This is a genomic window from Chryseobacterium sp. AG363 (assembly GCF_003610675.1).
Lineage (GTDB): Bacteria > Bacteroidota > Bacteroidia > Flavobacteriales > Weeksellaceae > Chryseobacterium > Chryseobacterium cucumeris.
The window spans coordinates 109,082-125,294 of the sequence record NZ_RAQF01000003.1; the positions used below are offsets into that span (position 1 = coordinate 109,082).

Consider the following 16,213-nt stretch of genomic DNA (forward strand, 5'->3'; position numbering starts at 1 on the left):
TTTATCTTCTTAATTCATCTCTTACTTCCATCAAGGCAAATCCTAAAAGGTTTTCTCCGTTCCATAATAAAGGGTTTTCTGCTCTGCTATCCGTTTCCAGCATCCCGATTCCCCAAATTCTATCATAAGGGCTTGCCTCCACCAAAACTTTATCTCCGGTTGACAAAAGAAAATCTTTAAATTTCTGATTTTGCGAGAATTTTAAAAGATTTCCCTGAGTTACAATCTGATATTTATGTTCCTCCCAAAGCTTCGGGTCAAAGTTTTTTACTTTTCTACCCAGAGCTTTTGCCTGATTCGGAGTAGCGGCTTTTAAAATCTCCTTTTCCATTTCAGCATCATTAAATAATCTTGCTTTTGCAGCCATCATATAATGTTCTGCTGTTCTATAGGTATTTCCGTTTTCTTCAAAACTTCCTGAAAACCATTGGCTTAAACATGATTTGGTAACAATATCTTTTGCCGTGTGTCCCCAGAAAAAGAGATATTTTATCTTTTCCTTTTTTTGAAAGCGTTCTATAATATTTTGTAAGGTATATTTCATGATTGCGTTATTTTGACACAAATTTAAAAGAATATCAGTCTTTGCACCAAATTTATTTGTGTTAATTTTACGCTAATAAATATAATTGATTGATTTTCAGCAACAATAATTTAATCTTAACAAACACGAATAACACAAATTTTAATCACAAATGACACAAATTTGATAGGTTTCAGCTAAAACTGGTGGAATTTGATCTTAAAAATTGTTATTACATCAATGTCATTCTAAACACAGACTGAAGGTCTGCGAACGTAGTTCAACAGTGTAGTGAAGAATCTAACCAATTACGAGATTCTTCCTCCGTCAGAATGACTGAAGACCGATAATACAATCCGGAGTTAGATATTTCCTATTGAATGTCTTAATACTGTGTAATGTGCATTCCGAAAATGCCTGTAAATATTAATTAATATTTGTGCAAGACATTTGTGAAATCTGTGTTTAAAACAATCTATTTAATCTCAAAGTAAAAGCCCTGCTCTTCAAGCTCCTTATATTTTTCTTTATTGAAAGTAAAAAGTTTTCCGGGTCTCCCGCTGCCTTCTTTTTTAACGTTGTTGGTTTCGTTAAGCAATCCGTAACTCATGATTTTTTTGCGGAAATTTCTTCTGTCAATTTCTTGTCCGACAATGGTTTTATAAAGATTTTCAAGATCTGAAAAAGGGAATTCTTCATTGAGAAGATTGAAGCCGATTGGCTGGTATTGAATTTTTGTACGAAGTCTTTTTAGAGCAGTTTCAATAATTGTTTTATGATCAAAAGCAACTGAAGGAAGTTTATTAATACTGAACCACTGCGCATCTTCAGCATCTGAATCAGCAAACAATTCATGGTAAGACGGGTTCACTAGCCCCAGATAAGCCACAGAAACCACTCGGTTTCTTGGATCACGTCCCAGATTACCAAAAGTATACAGTTGTTCCAAAAAATCGGGCTTTATACCGGCTTCTTCATACAATTCTCTTTTTACCGCATCATCTACACTTTCATCATCAAGAACAAGCCCTCCCGGAAGTGCCCAGCCTCCTTTAAAAGGTTCAATATTTCTTTTAATCAGAAGGATCTGAAGATCTTTTTTATCAAAATATCCGAAAATAACGGCATCTACAGCCACTTTTATATCCTGTAATTTTTTTGGAGACTCCATAAATTGATTTGCGTTACGAATACACAAAGTTACAATTTATGGTTGTATTAAAAAATAATTTCCGTTATAATAAAAGTTCTTATCTTTAATTTATCTTTATAACCATCTTAAAACTAAATCATTATGAAAAATTTATTAACAATTCTTTCCGTTGCTATTCTGTTAATAGCTTGTAAGAAAGGAAAAACGACAGCTTCCACTGGTTCTGATAAAACAGATTCAGCTTCTACATCTGAATGGAAACCTGTAGATTCCGCAACCGCCATGAAAGACTGGATGGCATATTCAACTCCGGGAGAAATGCAGAAAATGCTTGCAAAATCTGATGGAACCTGGACAGGAGAAACGACAATGTGGATGGAAAACGGAGCCAAACCTATGATGAGTAAATCTGAAGCGACCAATAAAATGATGCTTGGCGGACGTTATCAGATCACAAATCACAAAGGAGACTTTATGGGAATGCCTTTTGAAGGAATGAGCATTGTGGGATATGATAACGCAAAGAAAAAGTTTGTTAGTACGTGGATCGATAATATGGGAACCGGAATCATGCATAGCGAAGGCGACTGGAACCCTTCCACAAAATCAGTTGAATTCAAAGGGAAAATGACAGATCCTTCAAGACCTGGAAAAGACTGTGATTTCAGAGAAGTATTCACCTTTGTGGATGATAATACTCAAAAGCTTGAAATGTATGGCCCGGATTCCAAGACCGGAAAGGAATATAAAACAATGGAAATAAAATATACACGTAAAAAATAAATGCATTAAAAAACCGCTTCATCAGAAGCGGTTTTACTTTATAATAGATTAATAATTAATCATTTAATTTTAGTACAGCCATGAACGCTGATTGTGGTACTTCTACTCTACCAATCTGCTTCATTTTCTTCTTACCTTCTTTCTGCTTTTCCAATAACTTACGTTTTCTGGAAATATCCCCTCCGTAACATTTTGCGGTAACGTCTTTTCTCAAGGCCTTAATCGTTTCTCTTGCGATTACTTTCGTCCCTAATGCAGCCTGAACAGCAATATCAAACTGTTGTCTCGGGATCAGCTCACGAAGCTTTTCACACATTCTTTTACCGATATAATAAGCATTAGAATCGTGAATCAATGAAGATAAGGCATCTACCATATCACCATTGATCAGGATATCCATTTTTACAAGCTTGGAAGCTCTGAATCCGATTGGATGATAATCGAATGAAGCATATCCTTTAGAGATAGATTTTAATCTGTCATAGAAGTCGAATACCACCTCAGCAAGAGGCATATTGAAAATTAACTCTACTCTTTCTGATGTCAGATAACTCTGGTTAACAATTTCTCCTCTCTTTTCAATACATAAAGTCATTACTGCTCCTACGAAATCGGATTTTGTAATGATAGACGCTTTGATGAATGGTTCTTCTACTCTGTCCATCGTTGAAGGATCCATCATTTCAGAAGGGTTATTGATCAGAATGGGAACTTCAGGTTCTTTTTTAGTATATCCAAAATAAGAAACGTTTGGTACCGTAGTGATTACGTTCATATTAAACTCTCTGTCAAGACGTTCCTGAACAATTTCCATGTGTAGCATTCCCAAGAATCCGCAACGGAAACCAAAACCAAGAGCGGCAGAACTTTCCGGTTCGAAAACCAGAGAAGCATCATTCAGTCTTAATTTTTCAAGAGAGAATCTTAATTCTTCAAAATCCTCAGAATCAATTGGGTAGATCCCGGCAAATACCATTGGCTTTACTTCCTCAAATCCGTCAATTGGTGCATCAGCAGGTTTTTCAAAAGATGTGATGGTATCTCCTACTTTTACTTCACGGGCATCTTTAATACCGGATACAAGATATCCTACATCTCCGCAATGGATCGTTTTCTTGGGAACCTGCTTCAGTTTTAATGTACCTACCTCATCAGCTCCATATTCCTTTCCTGTAGCGAAGAATTTGATCTTTTCATTTTTAGTGATGCTTCCATTCACTACTTTAAAATAAGCTTCAATACCTCTAAACGGGTTGTATACAGAGTCAAAGATCAAAGCCTGCAGTGGACCGTCAGGATCTCCTACCGGTGCAGGAATTCTTTCAACAATCTGCTCTAAAAGGTTATGAACACCTTCTCCTGTTTTACCGGAAACTCTCAATACATCTTCATATTCGCATCCGATAAGGTTCATGATCTCATCGGTTACTTCTTCAGGATTTGCAGACGGAAGGTCAATTTTATTCAAAATCGGAATGATCGTTAAATCATTTTCCAATGCAAGATACAGGTTACTAATAGTCTGTGCCTGAATACTTTGTGCGGCATCTACAATAAGAAGTGCACCTTCACAGGCAGCAATAGAACGGGAAACTTCATAAGAGAAGTCAACGTGTCCCGGGGTATCAATAAGGTTTAAAATATATTTTTCTCCTTTATACTCATAATCCATCTGGATTGCGTGCGATTTAATGGTAATCCCACGTTCTTTCTCCAAATCCATATCATCAAGCGTCTGAGACTGTAATTCTCTTTGGGTAACGGTATTCGTGTACTCCAATAGACGGTCTGCCAGGGTACTTTTACCATGGTCGATATGAGCGATTATGCAAAAATTTCGTATGTTTTTCATTTAAGAATCTTGTAGTTTGCAAAGATAAGAAAATGCAGGAGAATTTTTCATTCTTAATTCTTTCTTTTAACTGAAACACAGATAACAATAAGAAGAGAGGTAAAATTTTCCCTCTTTTTAAATATTATTTTGTTTTGCCAAAGTCTTCCGGTAACACATAATTTCCGGTAAAAGGATCAAGATAAACTTTAGGTCCTACAGTATTCTTTCTTTTGCCTGATAAACTGACATCTATCACTGCACCAATAACGCCACCAATCAGACCTCCTGCTGCTGCACCAATTGTAACCCCGGTTGTAGCAGTTTCAGGAAATAATTCTGCTTTTGTTACCTCAATAAAAACACCCTTATCATCTTTAAAAATCTCAGTGTAACCCACAGGGATATTTTTGTAGGCAATGCCTTTATACACGAAACCATAAAAATGTCTTATTGCCGTTTTTTCCTCTCCTTTTATGGCCTTAGTAACGACTCCTTTATCATTAGTCTGCAAAGTAAATCCGGGTTCAGGATTGTGAGTAAAAAAGCTGTAATAGTCTTTATAAACTCCTTCTTTTAATTCATCTGCTTTTAGAATACTAAGTTTTTCTTTCAATACAGAAGTATAATCAGGAAAATCATTTTCTGAAATACTAAGTTCCCAAGGTGTTGCTTTATAAGATTCTTTAAAAAGGTCAGTAAGAATTAAAGTTACTTTTCTTGCCAGACTTTGTGCCAGATAAGGAGTTGTTCGTGATGAAACTGTTGCTACAGTATCTATTCTATCAATAAAATGATATCCGTCTTCTTTCTTAACAAATGTACTTGCCTTTAATTCAAGCTTTCCAATAGAATACTTTTCCTTTTTATCTTCTGAAACATTCAAATTTTCAAGCAAAAAAATCATCTCATCATTTCCCCTTACCGTATTGTATTTATAAAACCAATCCTGTATGTCTTTGCTGGCATTATTTTCGAAAATAACTTTTACCTCATCCTTATGGTACATCACCATTCCGATTTCCTGATTACCTCTTTGATCTATCACTGTAAGACTTTTGATAGAGTTTTTGTTATCTTTAATAGATTTTGAAAGATCAATGGTTTCTGTTTTTTGACCCAATAATACTAACGAAAATAATAAAAAGAAAAGTGCTTTTTTCATAGATAGAATTTGTGGTAAAAATAATTTTTTTATTGTAAAAATTAAACGGCTCTCACAGAAAGATCTGTAAGAGCCGTCCAACATTAAAAAAATAAACTATTATGGGTTCTGTCTGGATCCAGAAGCGTCATGATTTCCGTGAGGTTTTCTTTCATCCATTTTATCTTTCATCATCTTTTCAGATTGAAACAGCTTCAGAACTTTTTGGCAGGGAATTACCTGCTGCATTTTATCTGCATATTTTTTTCTGTTATCCAATAACTTCTGTCCCACTTCAAAACTTTGCTGCAGCTTAGCTTTAGCTTCTTCATCTGATAAAGTTTCGGGATCAAAATTGGAATTAAACTGACTTTTTATCTGCTTCTGGCTATCCAGATATTCGTTATACAATTGTGTAAATTCAGCTTTATCATCCGGATCAACATTCAGATTATCCATGATCATATTGTTCCTGAATTTCTTTAGGAGGTCTTTTCTCTCTTCCGGAGAAAGATTATTGATGACTTCTTTCCTTTGTTTAGGATCCATCTTTTTCCAATCATAGTCTGTCCTTTGGGCATTTAATCCAAAGCCATAAATAATCAAAAACGTCAATAATATCTTTTTCATTTTCTTTTAATTATAAATATCCAAATAAACGTCCTGAGTCGAATTACTTGCTAACTCTGCAATTTCAGAATTAGAAAACGAGTCCAGATATTCATTCATTCGTGTTTCTTCTTTTTTCTTTACAGTTTTCACCGGTGTAGGGCTCTCTGTTGTTTTTTTTGTTTCGCTTACACTTTTAGAAGCGTAAACATTGTTATTTTTTTGATTTTCAACTGTTTGATTGTTATTTTCAACAGAAGTTAAATCAGATTTTAAAGTTTCATAAGCCAGCTCGCTTTCTGTTTTAGGCTCTCCGTTATTGGCAACATAGGTTGTTTTAGAGTTCAAAATTTGTTCCGTGGAATTGTTATCTGAATTAAAAACATAAGTTGCTCCAAAAATCAAAGCCAGCGATGCTGCTGCAGCATACATCCAGTTCAGCTTAAAGACAGGTGCTTTTTTACTTGCCTTTATATCATTCATAACGTTCTCCTGAATATTTTGAAACAAATTATCAGGAACTGTGTAAATGTTTTTACGCTCTAATTTTTCTATGTCGAACTCTTTCATCTTTGTTGGTCAAAAATTATTTTTCGTAATTTTCTTTAATAAAATCTTCTATTTTCTGTTTGGCATAATGATAATTCGTTTTTAGCGTCCCTACCGACATATCTACAATTTTTGATATTTCTTCGTAAGGTAGATCATCATAATACCGCATCATAAATACCAGTTTCTGCTTTTCGGGCAGGCTCTGTATAGCGTTCTGTAGTAAAATCTGTATTTCTTCAGCATCACCTTCTGTATTATCTGCCACAAGATTCTGCATATGATACTCCGGATCCTCATCAGTTTTCTGCATTTTCTTCATTTTGTTAACCTGCTGTAACGCTTCGTTGGTAGCGATTCGGTACAACCAGGTATACAACTGGCTATCATTTTTGAACTGATGAAAATTCTGATATGCTTTAATAAAAGTTTCCTGCAAAGTATCCTGTGCAAGATCTCCGTCCACAATAATTCTTCTTATGTGCCAGTACAATCTGCTTTGATAGGCGTCCATCAAGGCACGAACCCCTTTATCCTGGGTCCGTGGATTCTGCATCAACGAAATAATTTCCGCGTCCTTAATCTTCATAAGATGCCTTCATTGTTTTGGATTACAAAAATAGCTGAAAGTTAAATTAAAAATTCAATTTTCAATGTAAATATTAAAAATAATATGAGACACTTACGCAATAAACGTGCCTATATTGAAGTACAGAAATTCTGAAGTGTTCTTCTTTTCCCGGCTCAGCTTAAAATCTTATATTTGTTATATGCAAATTGTAATCATCGGTTCCGGAAATGTAGCCTATCATATGGCAAAAGCTTTCACTTTGAAAAGTATTCCTGTGGCCCAGATTTTTGGGAGGAACGAAAAAGAATTAGGTAAAATTTCTGAAGAATTAAATCTTCCTTATTCCACAGATCATCTGGAAGAAGCAGATCTTTATATTCTTTGTGTAAGTGATCATTCTGTAGAAGAAGTCTCAAAAATTATTACAAGAAAAGATTGTCTGGTTGCCCATACCTCAGGATCTCTTCCAAAAGAAGTGCTGGCTGGTGAGTATAGAAAATCCAGCTTCTACCCTTTACAGACTTTTTCAAAATCCAAAGAACTTGAATATGAAAAAATTCCATTTTTTATAGAGGCGGAAAATGAAAAAGATCAAAAAATATTGTTTGATCTTGCTTCAAAGATTTCAGAAAGAGTGATGGAAAGCAATCACGAAAAAAGAAAATATATTCACCTGACTGCTGTATTTGCCTGCAATTTTGTGAATCATCTTTTTTCAAGAGCTAAAGAAATTTCAGATTCCCAGGATATTCCGTTTGATTATTTCTTACCCCTCATTGATGAAACGGTTCAGAAAATTCATGAAATTGAACCCAAACTGGCACAAACCGGTCCGGCAGTAAGAAATGATGTAAGGATTTTACAGCTGCATGAACAGTTATTAAAAGACGAGAGTCTTGAAATTTATAAAACAATGAATCATTCTATTCAGAAAATGTATGAGCTATAAAGAGAAATTAAAAGATATTAAGGCATTTGTATTTGATGTTGACGGAGTTTTCACTGACGGAAGCGTGTATCTGCTTCCCGGAGGAAACATGTGCAGGGTAATGAATGTCCTTGACGGTTATGCAGTAGTAAAAGCTTTAAAAAACAATTATTTAATTGGGGTTATTACCGGAGGAAATGATGAAATGGTAAAGCACAGAATCAATTATCTGGGTATTCAGGATTACTATCCGAAGTCTCACAATAAAATAGATGATTTCGAAGACTTTAAGAAGAAATATAATCTTAAAAACGAAGAAATTCTGACCATGGGTGATGATCTTCCGGATATTCACATTATGGAAAGTTCAGCCATTGCGGCATGTCCTGAAAATGCAGTTCCTGAAGTAAAAGGAATTTCCGATTATATTTCCCCTAAAAAAGGAGGAACCGGTGCAGTTCGTGATGTCATTGAACAGGTAATGAAAGTTCAGGGGAACTGGCATGACGATAATACTCAATCTGTATAAGTATCTGTATGAAATTACTTTTAGCATCACAATCCCCAAGAAGAAAAGAACTTCTTTCGAGTTTAGGCTTTGAATTTGAAGTTGTAAAAATAGACTGTGAAGAAATTATTCCGGAAAACATCAAAATAGAAGATGCTGCGGCTTATCTTTCTGATTTAAAAGCTTCAGCCTTTAGAAAACTTGAAGCGGGCGAAGTACTTCTGACTGCTGATACGGTAGTCGCTATCGATAATCAGATCCTGGGAAAACCAAAAGATGAAGATGACGCCTTTACTATGCTTCAAAGTCTTTCGGGAAGAACGCATCAGGTCTATACGGGCATTACCATCAAAACCGTCAATACATCCATTACCGAAACAGATGTAGCCGATGTTACTCTGGACACTCTTTCTGATGAAGAAATAAACTATTATATTCAGAATTATAAGCCTTTTGATAAAGCAGGCAGTTATGGTATTCAGGAATGGCTGGGAATGGCAAAGATCACAAGCCTTACAGGAAGCTATTATACCATTATGGGACTTCCTACCCATCTTGTTTATAAAATCCTGAAAGAATCTTCTCTGATTTAAAAGATTATCAGGTTTAAAACTTCCATTAAAGAAGAAATAAAATACTTCCTGAAGAAATATAAATATTATTCATTATAAAATTTTATTATTTTTACAAAATCATCAAACTGCTGATAATAAAAAGCAGATTAGCGAGTTATATTGAATAATGAAAAAGAATATATTATTCCTTTTAGTCATATGTCTTGTTGCTTCATGTGCTACCAAAACGAAAAAGCCGGAGCAGCGATCAAGAGTATTGAAAGGATTTTCCACATATTATAACACATTATTTAATGCAAAAGATGCATTAAACAGTGAGTTTACCACAAGAGACAAAGGGCATAAGGACAACTTTTATGCTCCCTACATTCCTATTCTGACTTATGAAGAACAGCCTTTAGGAAGTGATCTTGGACAGACTGAAGCTTTTGCCGAAAATTCGATGAAGATGGCTGAAGTAGCCAACAGACCTTCTGGAAGAGGTAATTCAGGAATTCCCAATATTCCCGGCGGAACTCAGGGAAATGGCCCTTCAAGACCTGACGGGGAACAGACCAAAGGAGCCACTACTCTCGAAATTGCAGAAGCAAAAGCTTTAAAAGCAATCAATAAATACTCCGTAACCAGAAATGGTGAGGAGAAAAATAAACAGATTTTTGATGCCTACATGATCCTTGCCCAGGCAAGAATTTATCGGGGTAAATCTCTGGAAGCACTTGATGCTCTGAATTATGTTTTCACCCGTATGAAAGATGACAAAAGGATTCCACTCGCGAGAATCTATCAGGGGCTTGCTTATGATCAGATCAAAGATTATCACAGAGCGCATGAAACTTTTGCCAAACTGAAAAGTGAAGATATCAGTAAAAGCTATGCAAAACTTCTGAGTATTTACTATTCCGAATCTTTGCTTGATGCCGGGAAAAAAGAAGAGGCCGCCAAAGAACTTGATAATGCTTTTGAACTGAACAGCAACAGAAAACTGAAAAGCAGAATCGCTTATCTGAGAGGTCAGGTGCTGGAAAATCTGAATCAGAATGATAAAGCAAGAGAAAGCTATGCTGCAGCGTATAAATATGCCAGTGATTTCGAATTTGAAGTAAAATCTCAGGTTGCCATCGCCAAAACTTTTAACGGTAAAGGAGACTATGCAGGAGCCAAAAATTACCTGGAAGGAATCAGTAAAAAAGGGATGTATGGCTCCAGAAAGAACGAATTTTATTATGCCTTAGGTTTAATGGCTAATAAAGCAGGCAAAAAGGATGAAGCACAGCAATTCTTCAGAAAATCACTGTTTGAAAAGGTTTCTGATCCTCAGATCCGTGGATTGGCTTATTATGAAATAGGAAAAAGCTATCTTGACAAAAATGATTATATAGGGGCCGGAAGTTATTATGATTCTGCGCTTGCCGTAATGACTTATGAACCATCAAAAATCCTGTTAAAAGATCAATCCGAGTATATTAAAAAGATTTCCAAAAACTACTATCTGATCAAAAAGAATGACAGTATTCTTTCTCTGGCAAAAATGAATGATGCTCAGAAAACAGACTATTTCACAAAATATATTGCCAAATTAAAGATTAAAGAAGAGAAAGAGGAACAGGAAAGGAGACGTGCGGAAAGAAGTAAAGGTTTTGATACCGGAGATTACAGTGCCAATTCTATTTTTGCCAATAGCGGCAATTCTTTTGAAGACTTTGGAGTCACTACAAAAGGTTTTTATTTCAGCAATTCAGGAACGGTAAGCAAAGGAACCTCTTCATTTAAGCAGATCTGGGGAGACCGTGCCCTGGCCGATAACTGGCGTTCTTCCAAGAAGATGGCCTCCATTGAAGATATGAAAAATGAAGCGTTGGGAGTAAACTCAGCGCCTAATCCAAGACGTTTTGAGCCTGCGTACTATATTGAACAGATTCCTACAGATCAGGGAAAATTATCTCAGTTAAAAAAGGACAGAGATACCGCCTCATTAGGTCTGGGAATTATGTATCAGAATTATTTTACCAATACTCCACTGGCTACGAAAACGCTTTATGATCTTGTTGATGTAAAGCCGGAAGAAAAGGTAATGCTGCAGGCATTGTATGAGATTTTTGCTATGAATTATGAGAAAAATCCACAGGCTTCTGAAAGAGCAAAACAAATTCTCTTAGCTGATTATCCTTATACTTCTTACGCTGAATTTGCCAGAAATCCTAAAAATAAATCATTTGTAAAATCAACTGAAGAAGTTGAAAACGAATACAAAAAGGCATATGCACTATTTGAATCAGAAAAATTTGTGGAAAGTAAAGATATTATAGATCAGACGATTCAGAAGTTTCCGAAAGATGCTCTGGTTCCTAAGCTGTATTTATTAAATGCTTTCAATGCAGGAAAATCAAGTGGAAAAGAAGTTATGATTCTGCAGCTGGAACAGATTGCCCTGAATTATTCCAAAACACCTGAAGGGATAAGAGCTAAAGAAATGCTGAATTATCTGAAAAGTGACCTCAGCTTCCAGGCAACGGACAACAAAGGAAATAATATTCCTCAACAACCATCAGGAGCACCTGTACAACCTAACACCCAAAATACGGGAGTTCCACAAATGAATAGTGGAAAAGTAAAGAAGCTGGATAATATAAGTACAGCTCCACAAGCAAGCCCGGGGCAACCACAAAATCCTAAAAAACCTACTGAGACAAAATCAGGATCGAAGATCCCACCAAGACCTCAATAAAAAGAAAAGCGAAGATTTATTCTTCGCTTTTCTTTTTCTTTACTCCATGGAAATCTTTGAGATAAAAAGGCTCAAAATAAGCCATATCTTCAAATTCTTTGTTTTGTATTTTCTCCAGAGTCTTTCTGATGAGATATTGTGCAGAAGGATAAACATCTTCTTTAAAAACAGCATCGGGGAGATTCAGAATTTCTTTTGCTTTTTTAGCGCCATCCCCTATAAACAGAATTTTTTTATCTTTAAATTCTTCAAAAGATGTTTCATCCAGAATCTTGGCTTCGGTCTTGGATAACTCCTCCCCTGTTTTACCGTCATAAACGGCCGTATAAACCTCCATTCTCCTTGCATCGATCAAAGGTATTATAAAATCGTAGTTATCGCCTAAAAAAGGCTCTATCATGCTTTCAAGAGAATTCACTGCTATTAAAGGAACTCTGAGTCCATAACAAAACCCTTTAGCTGAGGCGGCTCCGATTCTTAGGCCGGTATAAGATCCGGGACCTTTTCCTAAAGAAACGGCTTCGATATCTTTAAGCGTAATCCCCGCTCCTTCCAATGCCCACTCTACATAAGTGTGAAGACTTTCAGACTGTTTATAGTTTTCAGAAACTTCTTCACAAAGGCACAATAACTTCTCATTATCTGATATGGCTACTGAACAGTTTTTCGATGATGTTTCCAGATATAGAATTTTCATTTTTTTGTTTTAAAGCTAAACAGCAAAATCGCGAAAAGCAAAATCGCTTTATAATATTCTGCAAATTTACTCCATTATTTTGGACTATTTTCTATAAATCGTTCTTGGCTCAGCCTGAGCAATTGGATAGATAGTCATATCTGAAATAGTAACGTGTTTCGGAGCATTTACACAGTAAGCAATGGCATCAGCAATATCTTCTGCTTTCAGGGCATCATAACCTGCATACACCGTTGAAGCCTTTTCACTATCGCCTTTGAACCTTACCAGAGAGAAATCGGTTTCTACAGCTCCCGGCTGGATATTGGTTACTTTGATTCCAAATTCGGTAAGTTCCAGTCTCATACCTTCCGAAATAACGTCTACTGCTTTCTTTGTTGCACAGTACACTGCTCCATTCGCATAGGTTTGTCTTGCTGCTACAGAACTGATATTTACAATATGACCTAAATTTTTAGTTTTCATAGTTGGAATGATCATTTTGGAAACATACAGTAATCCCTTCACATTTCCGTCAATCATAGAATCCCAGTCGTCCGTCTTACCAGCAGAGAGAGGATCTAACCCATGAGCATTGCCAGCATTATTAATCAGAACATCAATATCTTTCCAGTTCTCAGGAAGAGAATTAATAGCTGCTTCCACTTCTTCAAGATTCCTTACATCAAATATTAAACTAAATATTTCGGTGTATTGGGAAAGTTCTGTTTTTACAGACTCCAGCACCTCACTTCTCCTTCCACAAATAATAATTCTGTTTCCTTGCTTTGCAAGAAGCTCTGCAGTGGCTTTACCTATACCGGAAGTTGCACCGGTGATTAATATTGTCTTCATAAAATTGGTTGTTAAATGTCCGAATGCACTCCTCTATCAATGTCATGATTCTGTTACATTCAAACATTGTTGTATTGATTTATTAATTTGCATCAAAGGCCTGAAAAGCATCTTTGATATGGTCAATAACTAAGTTTTTGTTATCATCGGGAAGAACGGAAATAATATCAAATCTGGCTTCCTGGTCTTTATGACATTCCTCAAGATAATGATTAGCTGCAGAAACAATGGATTTTATCTTTGTTTTGGTTACAGCTTCCTGAGGGAGCATAAAGGCATCCGTGGATCTTGCTTTCACTTCCACGATAATAATCAGATTATCTTTTTCAGCAATGATATCAATTTCGTTTTGCTTAAAACGAAAGTTTCTGGCCTTAATGGTATAGCCGTTTTTCTGAAGATAATCAGCAGCGAGATTCTCTGCTATTTTTCCAAAATCATTATGATGAGCCATAGTGTATAGTTAAGAGTTTGGAGACAGGAGAGTAGTGTACTTTAAAAATCTATTTTTACTTTAGCATCCACTTTCATTTTCACATTGGCACCAATTAAAAGTGGTCTGTTGTCTTTAATATGCCCATTCGGGAAGGCAAATACTACCGGGAAATTATACTTTGAAATTCTGTCTGAGATCAGTTTGTAAACGAACTCATCAAAGCTATCTTCATAGTTTTTATTTTCCTTTTCATCTCCCATATTGGTCATTCCACCAACAATCAATCCTTTGATTTTGTTGAAGACACCTGCCAGCTCCAGACTCATAATCATACGGTCCAGTGCATAAAAGTTTTCTCCTATATCTTCAATAAACAGAATCTTGTCTTTAAAATCGAATGAATATTTCGTTCCCAGAAGAGCGTAGATAAGGGCTAAATTTCCTCCAACCAATTCTCCCTGAATATTCCCCTTTTTATTGAATGGGTGAGATTTTAGGACGTATTTAGGCTTTTTGCCTTTTAGGATATCAAAGATCAGATCATAGCTTTCATTTGTCACTCCAAAACTTGATGTCTTAATGGTCTGTCCATGAATGGAAACAAAACCTTTTTTTAACAGATAACTTTGTATGACTGTATTGTCTGAATATCCGATATACCATTTCGGGTTTTCTGTAAAGTTTTTCAACTTCAGGTGCTGAATAAGATGCTGGCATCCGTAACCGCCTCTTGAAGCCCATACAGCTCTTATTTCCGTATCGTTTAAGGCCCAGTTGATATCTTTTGTTCTTTCCTTTTCTGTTCCGGCGTAATTATATCCGTTTGAAAATTTAGTGTAGAGATGTTCTCCGAGAACGGGTTCAAAACCTCTGCTTTTAATCATTTCTATTCCCTTTTCCAGTTGAGTAGTATCTACTGCACCTGCAGGGGAAATAACAGCTATTTTGTCTCCTTTTTTAAGAGACTTTGGAAAGATCATTTTTTTCATTTTGCTTTTTGATATTTTACTTCTTTCTTTTCTGCTTCCTCCAGTTGTTTTTCAAATTGGTTGAACTTTTTAAAACTCTGCAGGAAAATAAAGAAACTGAATATAATAAGAATACAGCCAACAACTCTTCTGATCTGGTTGGCCAGTTTTTGTGTTAATTTATCGTGAAACTGTTTGGCAAGAAATATCTTGGCAAGATCTATAGACAGGTAAGTGGCCAGTACTATACTGATGTATAAAATAAAACTGCTGGTGTCCGGATATTGATTCCTTACGGAAATTACCGTTACCAGCCAGAAAAGGATGACTCCTACATTCAGAAGATTAAAGAAAAAACCGTTGAAAAAGGTCTTAATATAATTTTGACCAATGATCTTTTCTTCTCCGGGCAGGTGCATTTTGGTTTTGGTCACCAGCATTACAATTCCGTAGATGAAAATAAGAATAGAAGTAATCCTGTAAAAACCTGGATGTTTATCAATTAAAGAAACAATATCTGTACTGGCATAGTACGCCGCTACAATGCATAATAAATCTGCAGTAATCACACCAAGATCTAGTGACAAGGCATGTCTGGGGCCTCTGGAAAAGCTGGTTTCAATTAACAGGAAAAAAATAGGTCCTATGAAAACCAGGCTCAGCATAAATCCTAATATGATGGCAGATAGTACAAGTTCTAGCATTAAGTGGTGTTTTAAAATGAATAAAAATTCATTTCGTTTAATACAAAGTTAGACTTTATGATTTAATTATTCAATAAAGTTGTGATATATCAAGTAGATTTTAATCAGACTTTAATGTAAAATTTTTAAGAAATAGTAGAGGAGCATTAATTATACGTTTTTTTCTAAAAAAATAAAGAGGTCATTCCGTTTAGAAACAACCTCCTTTATATTATAATTTTACTGAATACGTTCAGCAATCTTTTTTTATTTTTCCAAACAGTTTTCATTAAAAACAAATTCGAAATCTTTTCTGATTTTAAGACCAAAAATACCTCTTTCAAAGGTATAGATAACCTGATTCTTAAACAGCATTCTTTTATAATCAATCAAAAAACTTCTTGTCATATAAGAATATTCGTAGGCGTTTCCACTCAAATAAACGTAAGTTGTTTTACCTTTCTGATGGCTGCGTACACTCCCAACCTCCGAAACCATACATCTGAAACAGTATGTTTCTTTTGTAGGATTCATTCCTGTAACATAATTGATCAAAAAAAATGCATTGACTATCTGTGGAAATGTAACTGCAAAAAAGTATTTTTTTCCTTGTTTATCAATATTAATAATATTTCTTTTGATTAAAATATTACATATGAATACAAGGACGATTATAGCGAGGACAAAAAGATAAAA

18 protein-coding genes are annotated in these 16,213 nt (G+C 35.4%); 5 read left to right on the forward strand and 13 right to left on the reverse strand.

Annotation, left to right across the window (positions count from 1 at the left end; genetic code table 11):
- Position 1 precedes the first annotated feature (1 nt).
- The gene (locus tag DEU39_RS13390; RefSeq protein ID WP_120232304.1) at positions 2–544 is read right to left on the reverse strand and encodes an NADAR family protein; all 543 of its coding nucleotides are present in this window, start codon (positions 542–544) and stop codon (positions 2–4) included.
- Positions 545–998: 454 nt separating this feature from the next.
- A complete protein-coding gene (locus DEU39_RS13395) occupies positions 999–1,694 on the reverse strand; it encodes an NUDIX hydrolase (RefSeq protein ID WP_034694004.1) in 696 nt (231 codons plus the stop codon).
- A 123-nt stretch (positions 1,695–1,817) separates the two neighbouring features.
- Between DEU39_RS13395 and DEU39_RS13400 the strand changes: the two genes are divergently transcribed.
- Complete coding sequence (locus tag DEU39_RS13400) at positions 1,818–2,459, forward strand: DUF1579 domain-containing protein (RefSeq protein WP_120232305.1); 642 nt, start codon at positions 1,818–1,820, stop codon at positions 2,457–2,459.
- 55 nt (positions 2,460–2,514) lie between these two features.
- Here DEU39_RS13400 and lepA read toward each other — a convergent pair whose 3' ends face one another.
- The 5 genes from lepA to DEU39_RS13425 all read right to left on the reverse strand — a co-directional run bounded on the left by lepA (position 2,515) and on the right by DEU39_RS13425 (position 7,181).
- Positions 2,515–4,311: a translation elongation factor 4 gene (gene lepA, locus DEU39_RS13405; RefSeq protein WP_062672783.1), complete on the reverse strand. Its 1,797-nt coding sequence runs from the start codon at positions 4,309–4,311 to the stop codon at positions 2,515–2,517.
- 124 nt (positions 4,312–4,435) lie between these two features.
- On the reverse strand, positions 4,436–5,455 hold the full coding sequence (locus DEU39_RS13410; RefSeq protein ID WP_120232306.1) for a hypothetical protein: 1,020 nt from the start codon (positions 5,453–5,455) through the stop codon (positions 4,436–4,438).
- 99 nt (positions 5,456–5,554) lie between these two features.
- On the reverse strand, positions 5,555–6,064 hold the full coding sequence (locus tag DEU39_RS13415) for a hypothetical protein (RefSeq protein ID WP_062672787.1): 510 nt from the start codon (positions 6,062–6,064) through the stop codon (positions 5,555–5,557).
- 6 nt (positions 6,065–6,070) lie between these two features.
- A complete protein-coding gene (locus DEU39_RS13420) occupies positions 6,071–6,613 on the reverse strand; it encodes a hypothetical protein (RefSeq protein ID WP_062672789.1) in 543 nt (180 codons plus the stop codon).
- 16 nt (positions 6,614–6,629) lie between these two features.
- A complete protein-coding gene (locus DEU39_RS13425; protein ID WP_062672791.1) occupies positions 6,630–7,181 on the reverse strand; it encodes an RNA polymerase sigma factor in 552 nt (183 codons plus the stop codon).
- Between the two features lie 181 nt (positions 7,182–7,362).
- Here DEU39_RS13425 and DEU39_RS13430 point away from each other — a divergent pair, with 181 nt between their 5' ends.
- The 4 genes from DEU39_RS13430 to DEU39_RS13445 all read left to right on the forward strand — a co-directional run bounded on the left by DEU39_RS13430 (position 7,363) and on the right by DEU39_RS13445 (position 11,899).
- Positions 7,363–8,112 (forward strand): Rossmann-like and DUF2520 domain-containing protein, encoded by a 750-nt coding sequence (locus tag DEU39_RS13430; RefSeq protein WP_120232307.1) that lies wholly within the window; start codon positions 7,363–7,365, stop codon positions 8,110–8,112.
- Positions 8,102–8,620 carry a KdsC family phosphatase gene (locus DEU39_RS13435; protein ID WP_034694018.1) on the forward strand — a complete coding sequence of 173 codons (519 nt, stop codon included), beginning with the start codon at positions 8,102–8,104 and terminating at the stop codon, positions 8,618–8,620. The genes DEU39_RS13430 and DEU39_RS13435 overlap by 11 nt, the downstream gene beginning before the upstream one ends.
- A gap of 8 nt (positions 8,621–8,628) precedes the next feature.
- Positions 8,629–9,192 carry a Maf family protein gene (locus DEU39_RS13440; RefSeq protein ID WP_062672798.1) on the forward strand — a complete coding sequence of 188 codons (564 nt, stop codon included), beginning with the start codon at positions 8,629–8,631 and terminating at the stop codon, positions 9,190–9,192.
- 148 nt (positions 9,193–9,340) lie between these two features.
- Positions 9,341–11,899, forward strand: coding sequence for a tetratricopeptide repeat protein (locus DEU39_RS13445; RefSeq protein WP_120232308.1), 2,559 nt, complete (start codon positions 9,341–9,343; stop codon positions 11,897–11,899).
- 16 nt (positions 11,900–11,915) lie between these two features.
- On the opposite strand, the gene tsaB is transcribed toward DEU39_RS13445, so the two are convergent.
- The 6 genes from tsaB to DEU39_RS24215 all read right to left on the reverse strand — a co-directional run bounded on the left by tsaB (position 11,916) and on the right by DEU39_RS24215 (position 16,051).
- Complete coding sequence (tsaB, locus tag DEU39_RS13450) at positions 11,916–12,596, reverse strand: tRNA (adenosine(37)-N6)-threonylcarbamoyltransferase complex dimerization subunit type 1 TsaB (protein ID WP_120232309.1); 681 nt, start codon at positions 12,594–12,596, stop codon at positions 11,916–11,918.
- A gap of 84 nt (positions 12,597–12,680) precedes the next feature.
- Positions 12,681–13,430, reverse strand: a complete 750-nt coding sequence (locus DEU39_RS13455) for an SDR family NAD(P)-dependent oxidoreductase (protein WP_120232310.1) — start codon at positions 13,428–13,430, stop codon at positions 12,681–12,683.
- An 82-nt stretch (positions 13,431–13,512) separates the two neighbouring features.
- Positions 13,513–13,884 carry a YraN family protein gene (locus DEU39_RS13460; RefSeq protein WP_120232311.1) on the reverse strand — a complete coding sequence of 124 codons (372 nt, stop codon included), beginning with the start codon at positions 13,882–13,884 and terminating at the stop codon, positions 13,513–13,515.
- A 41-nt stretch (positions 13,885–13,925) separates the two neighbouring features.
- Positions 13,926–14,855 (reverse strand): LD-carboxypeptidase, encoded by a 930-nt coding sequence (locus DEU39_RS13465; RefSeq protein WP_062672808.1) that lies wholly within the window; start codon positions 14,853–14,855, stop codon positions 13,926–13,928.
- Complete coding sequence (locus DEU39_RS13470; protein ID WP_120232312.1) at positions 14,852–15,538, reverse strand: LysE family translocator; 687 nt, start codon at positions 15,536–15,538, stop codon at positions 14,852–14,854. The genes DEU39_RS13465 and DEU39_RS13470 overlap by 4 nt, the downstream gene beginning before the upstream one ends.
- A gap of 246 nt (positions 15,539–15,784) precedes the next feature.
- Complete coding sequence (locus DEU39_RS24215; RefSeq protein WP_145953321.1) at positions 15,785–16,051, reverse strand: hypothetical protein; 267 nt, start codon at positions 16,049–16,051, stop codon at positions 15,785–15,787.
- Positions 16,052–16,213 lie beyond the last annotated feature (162 nt).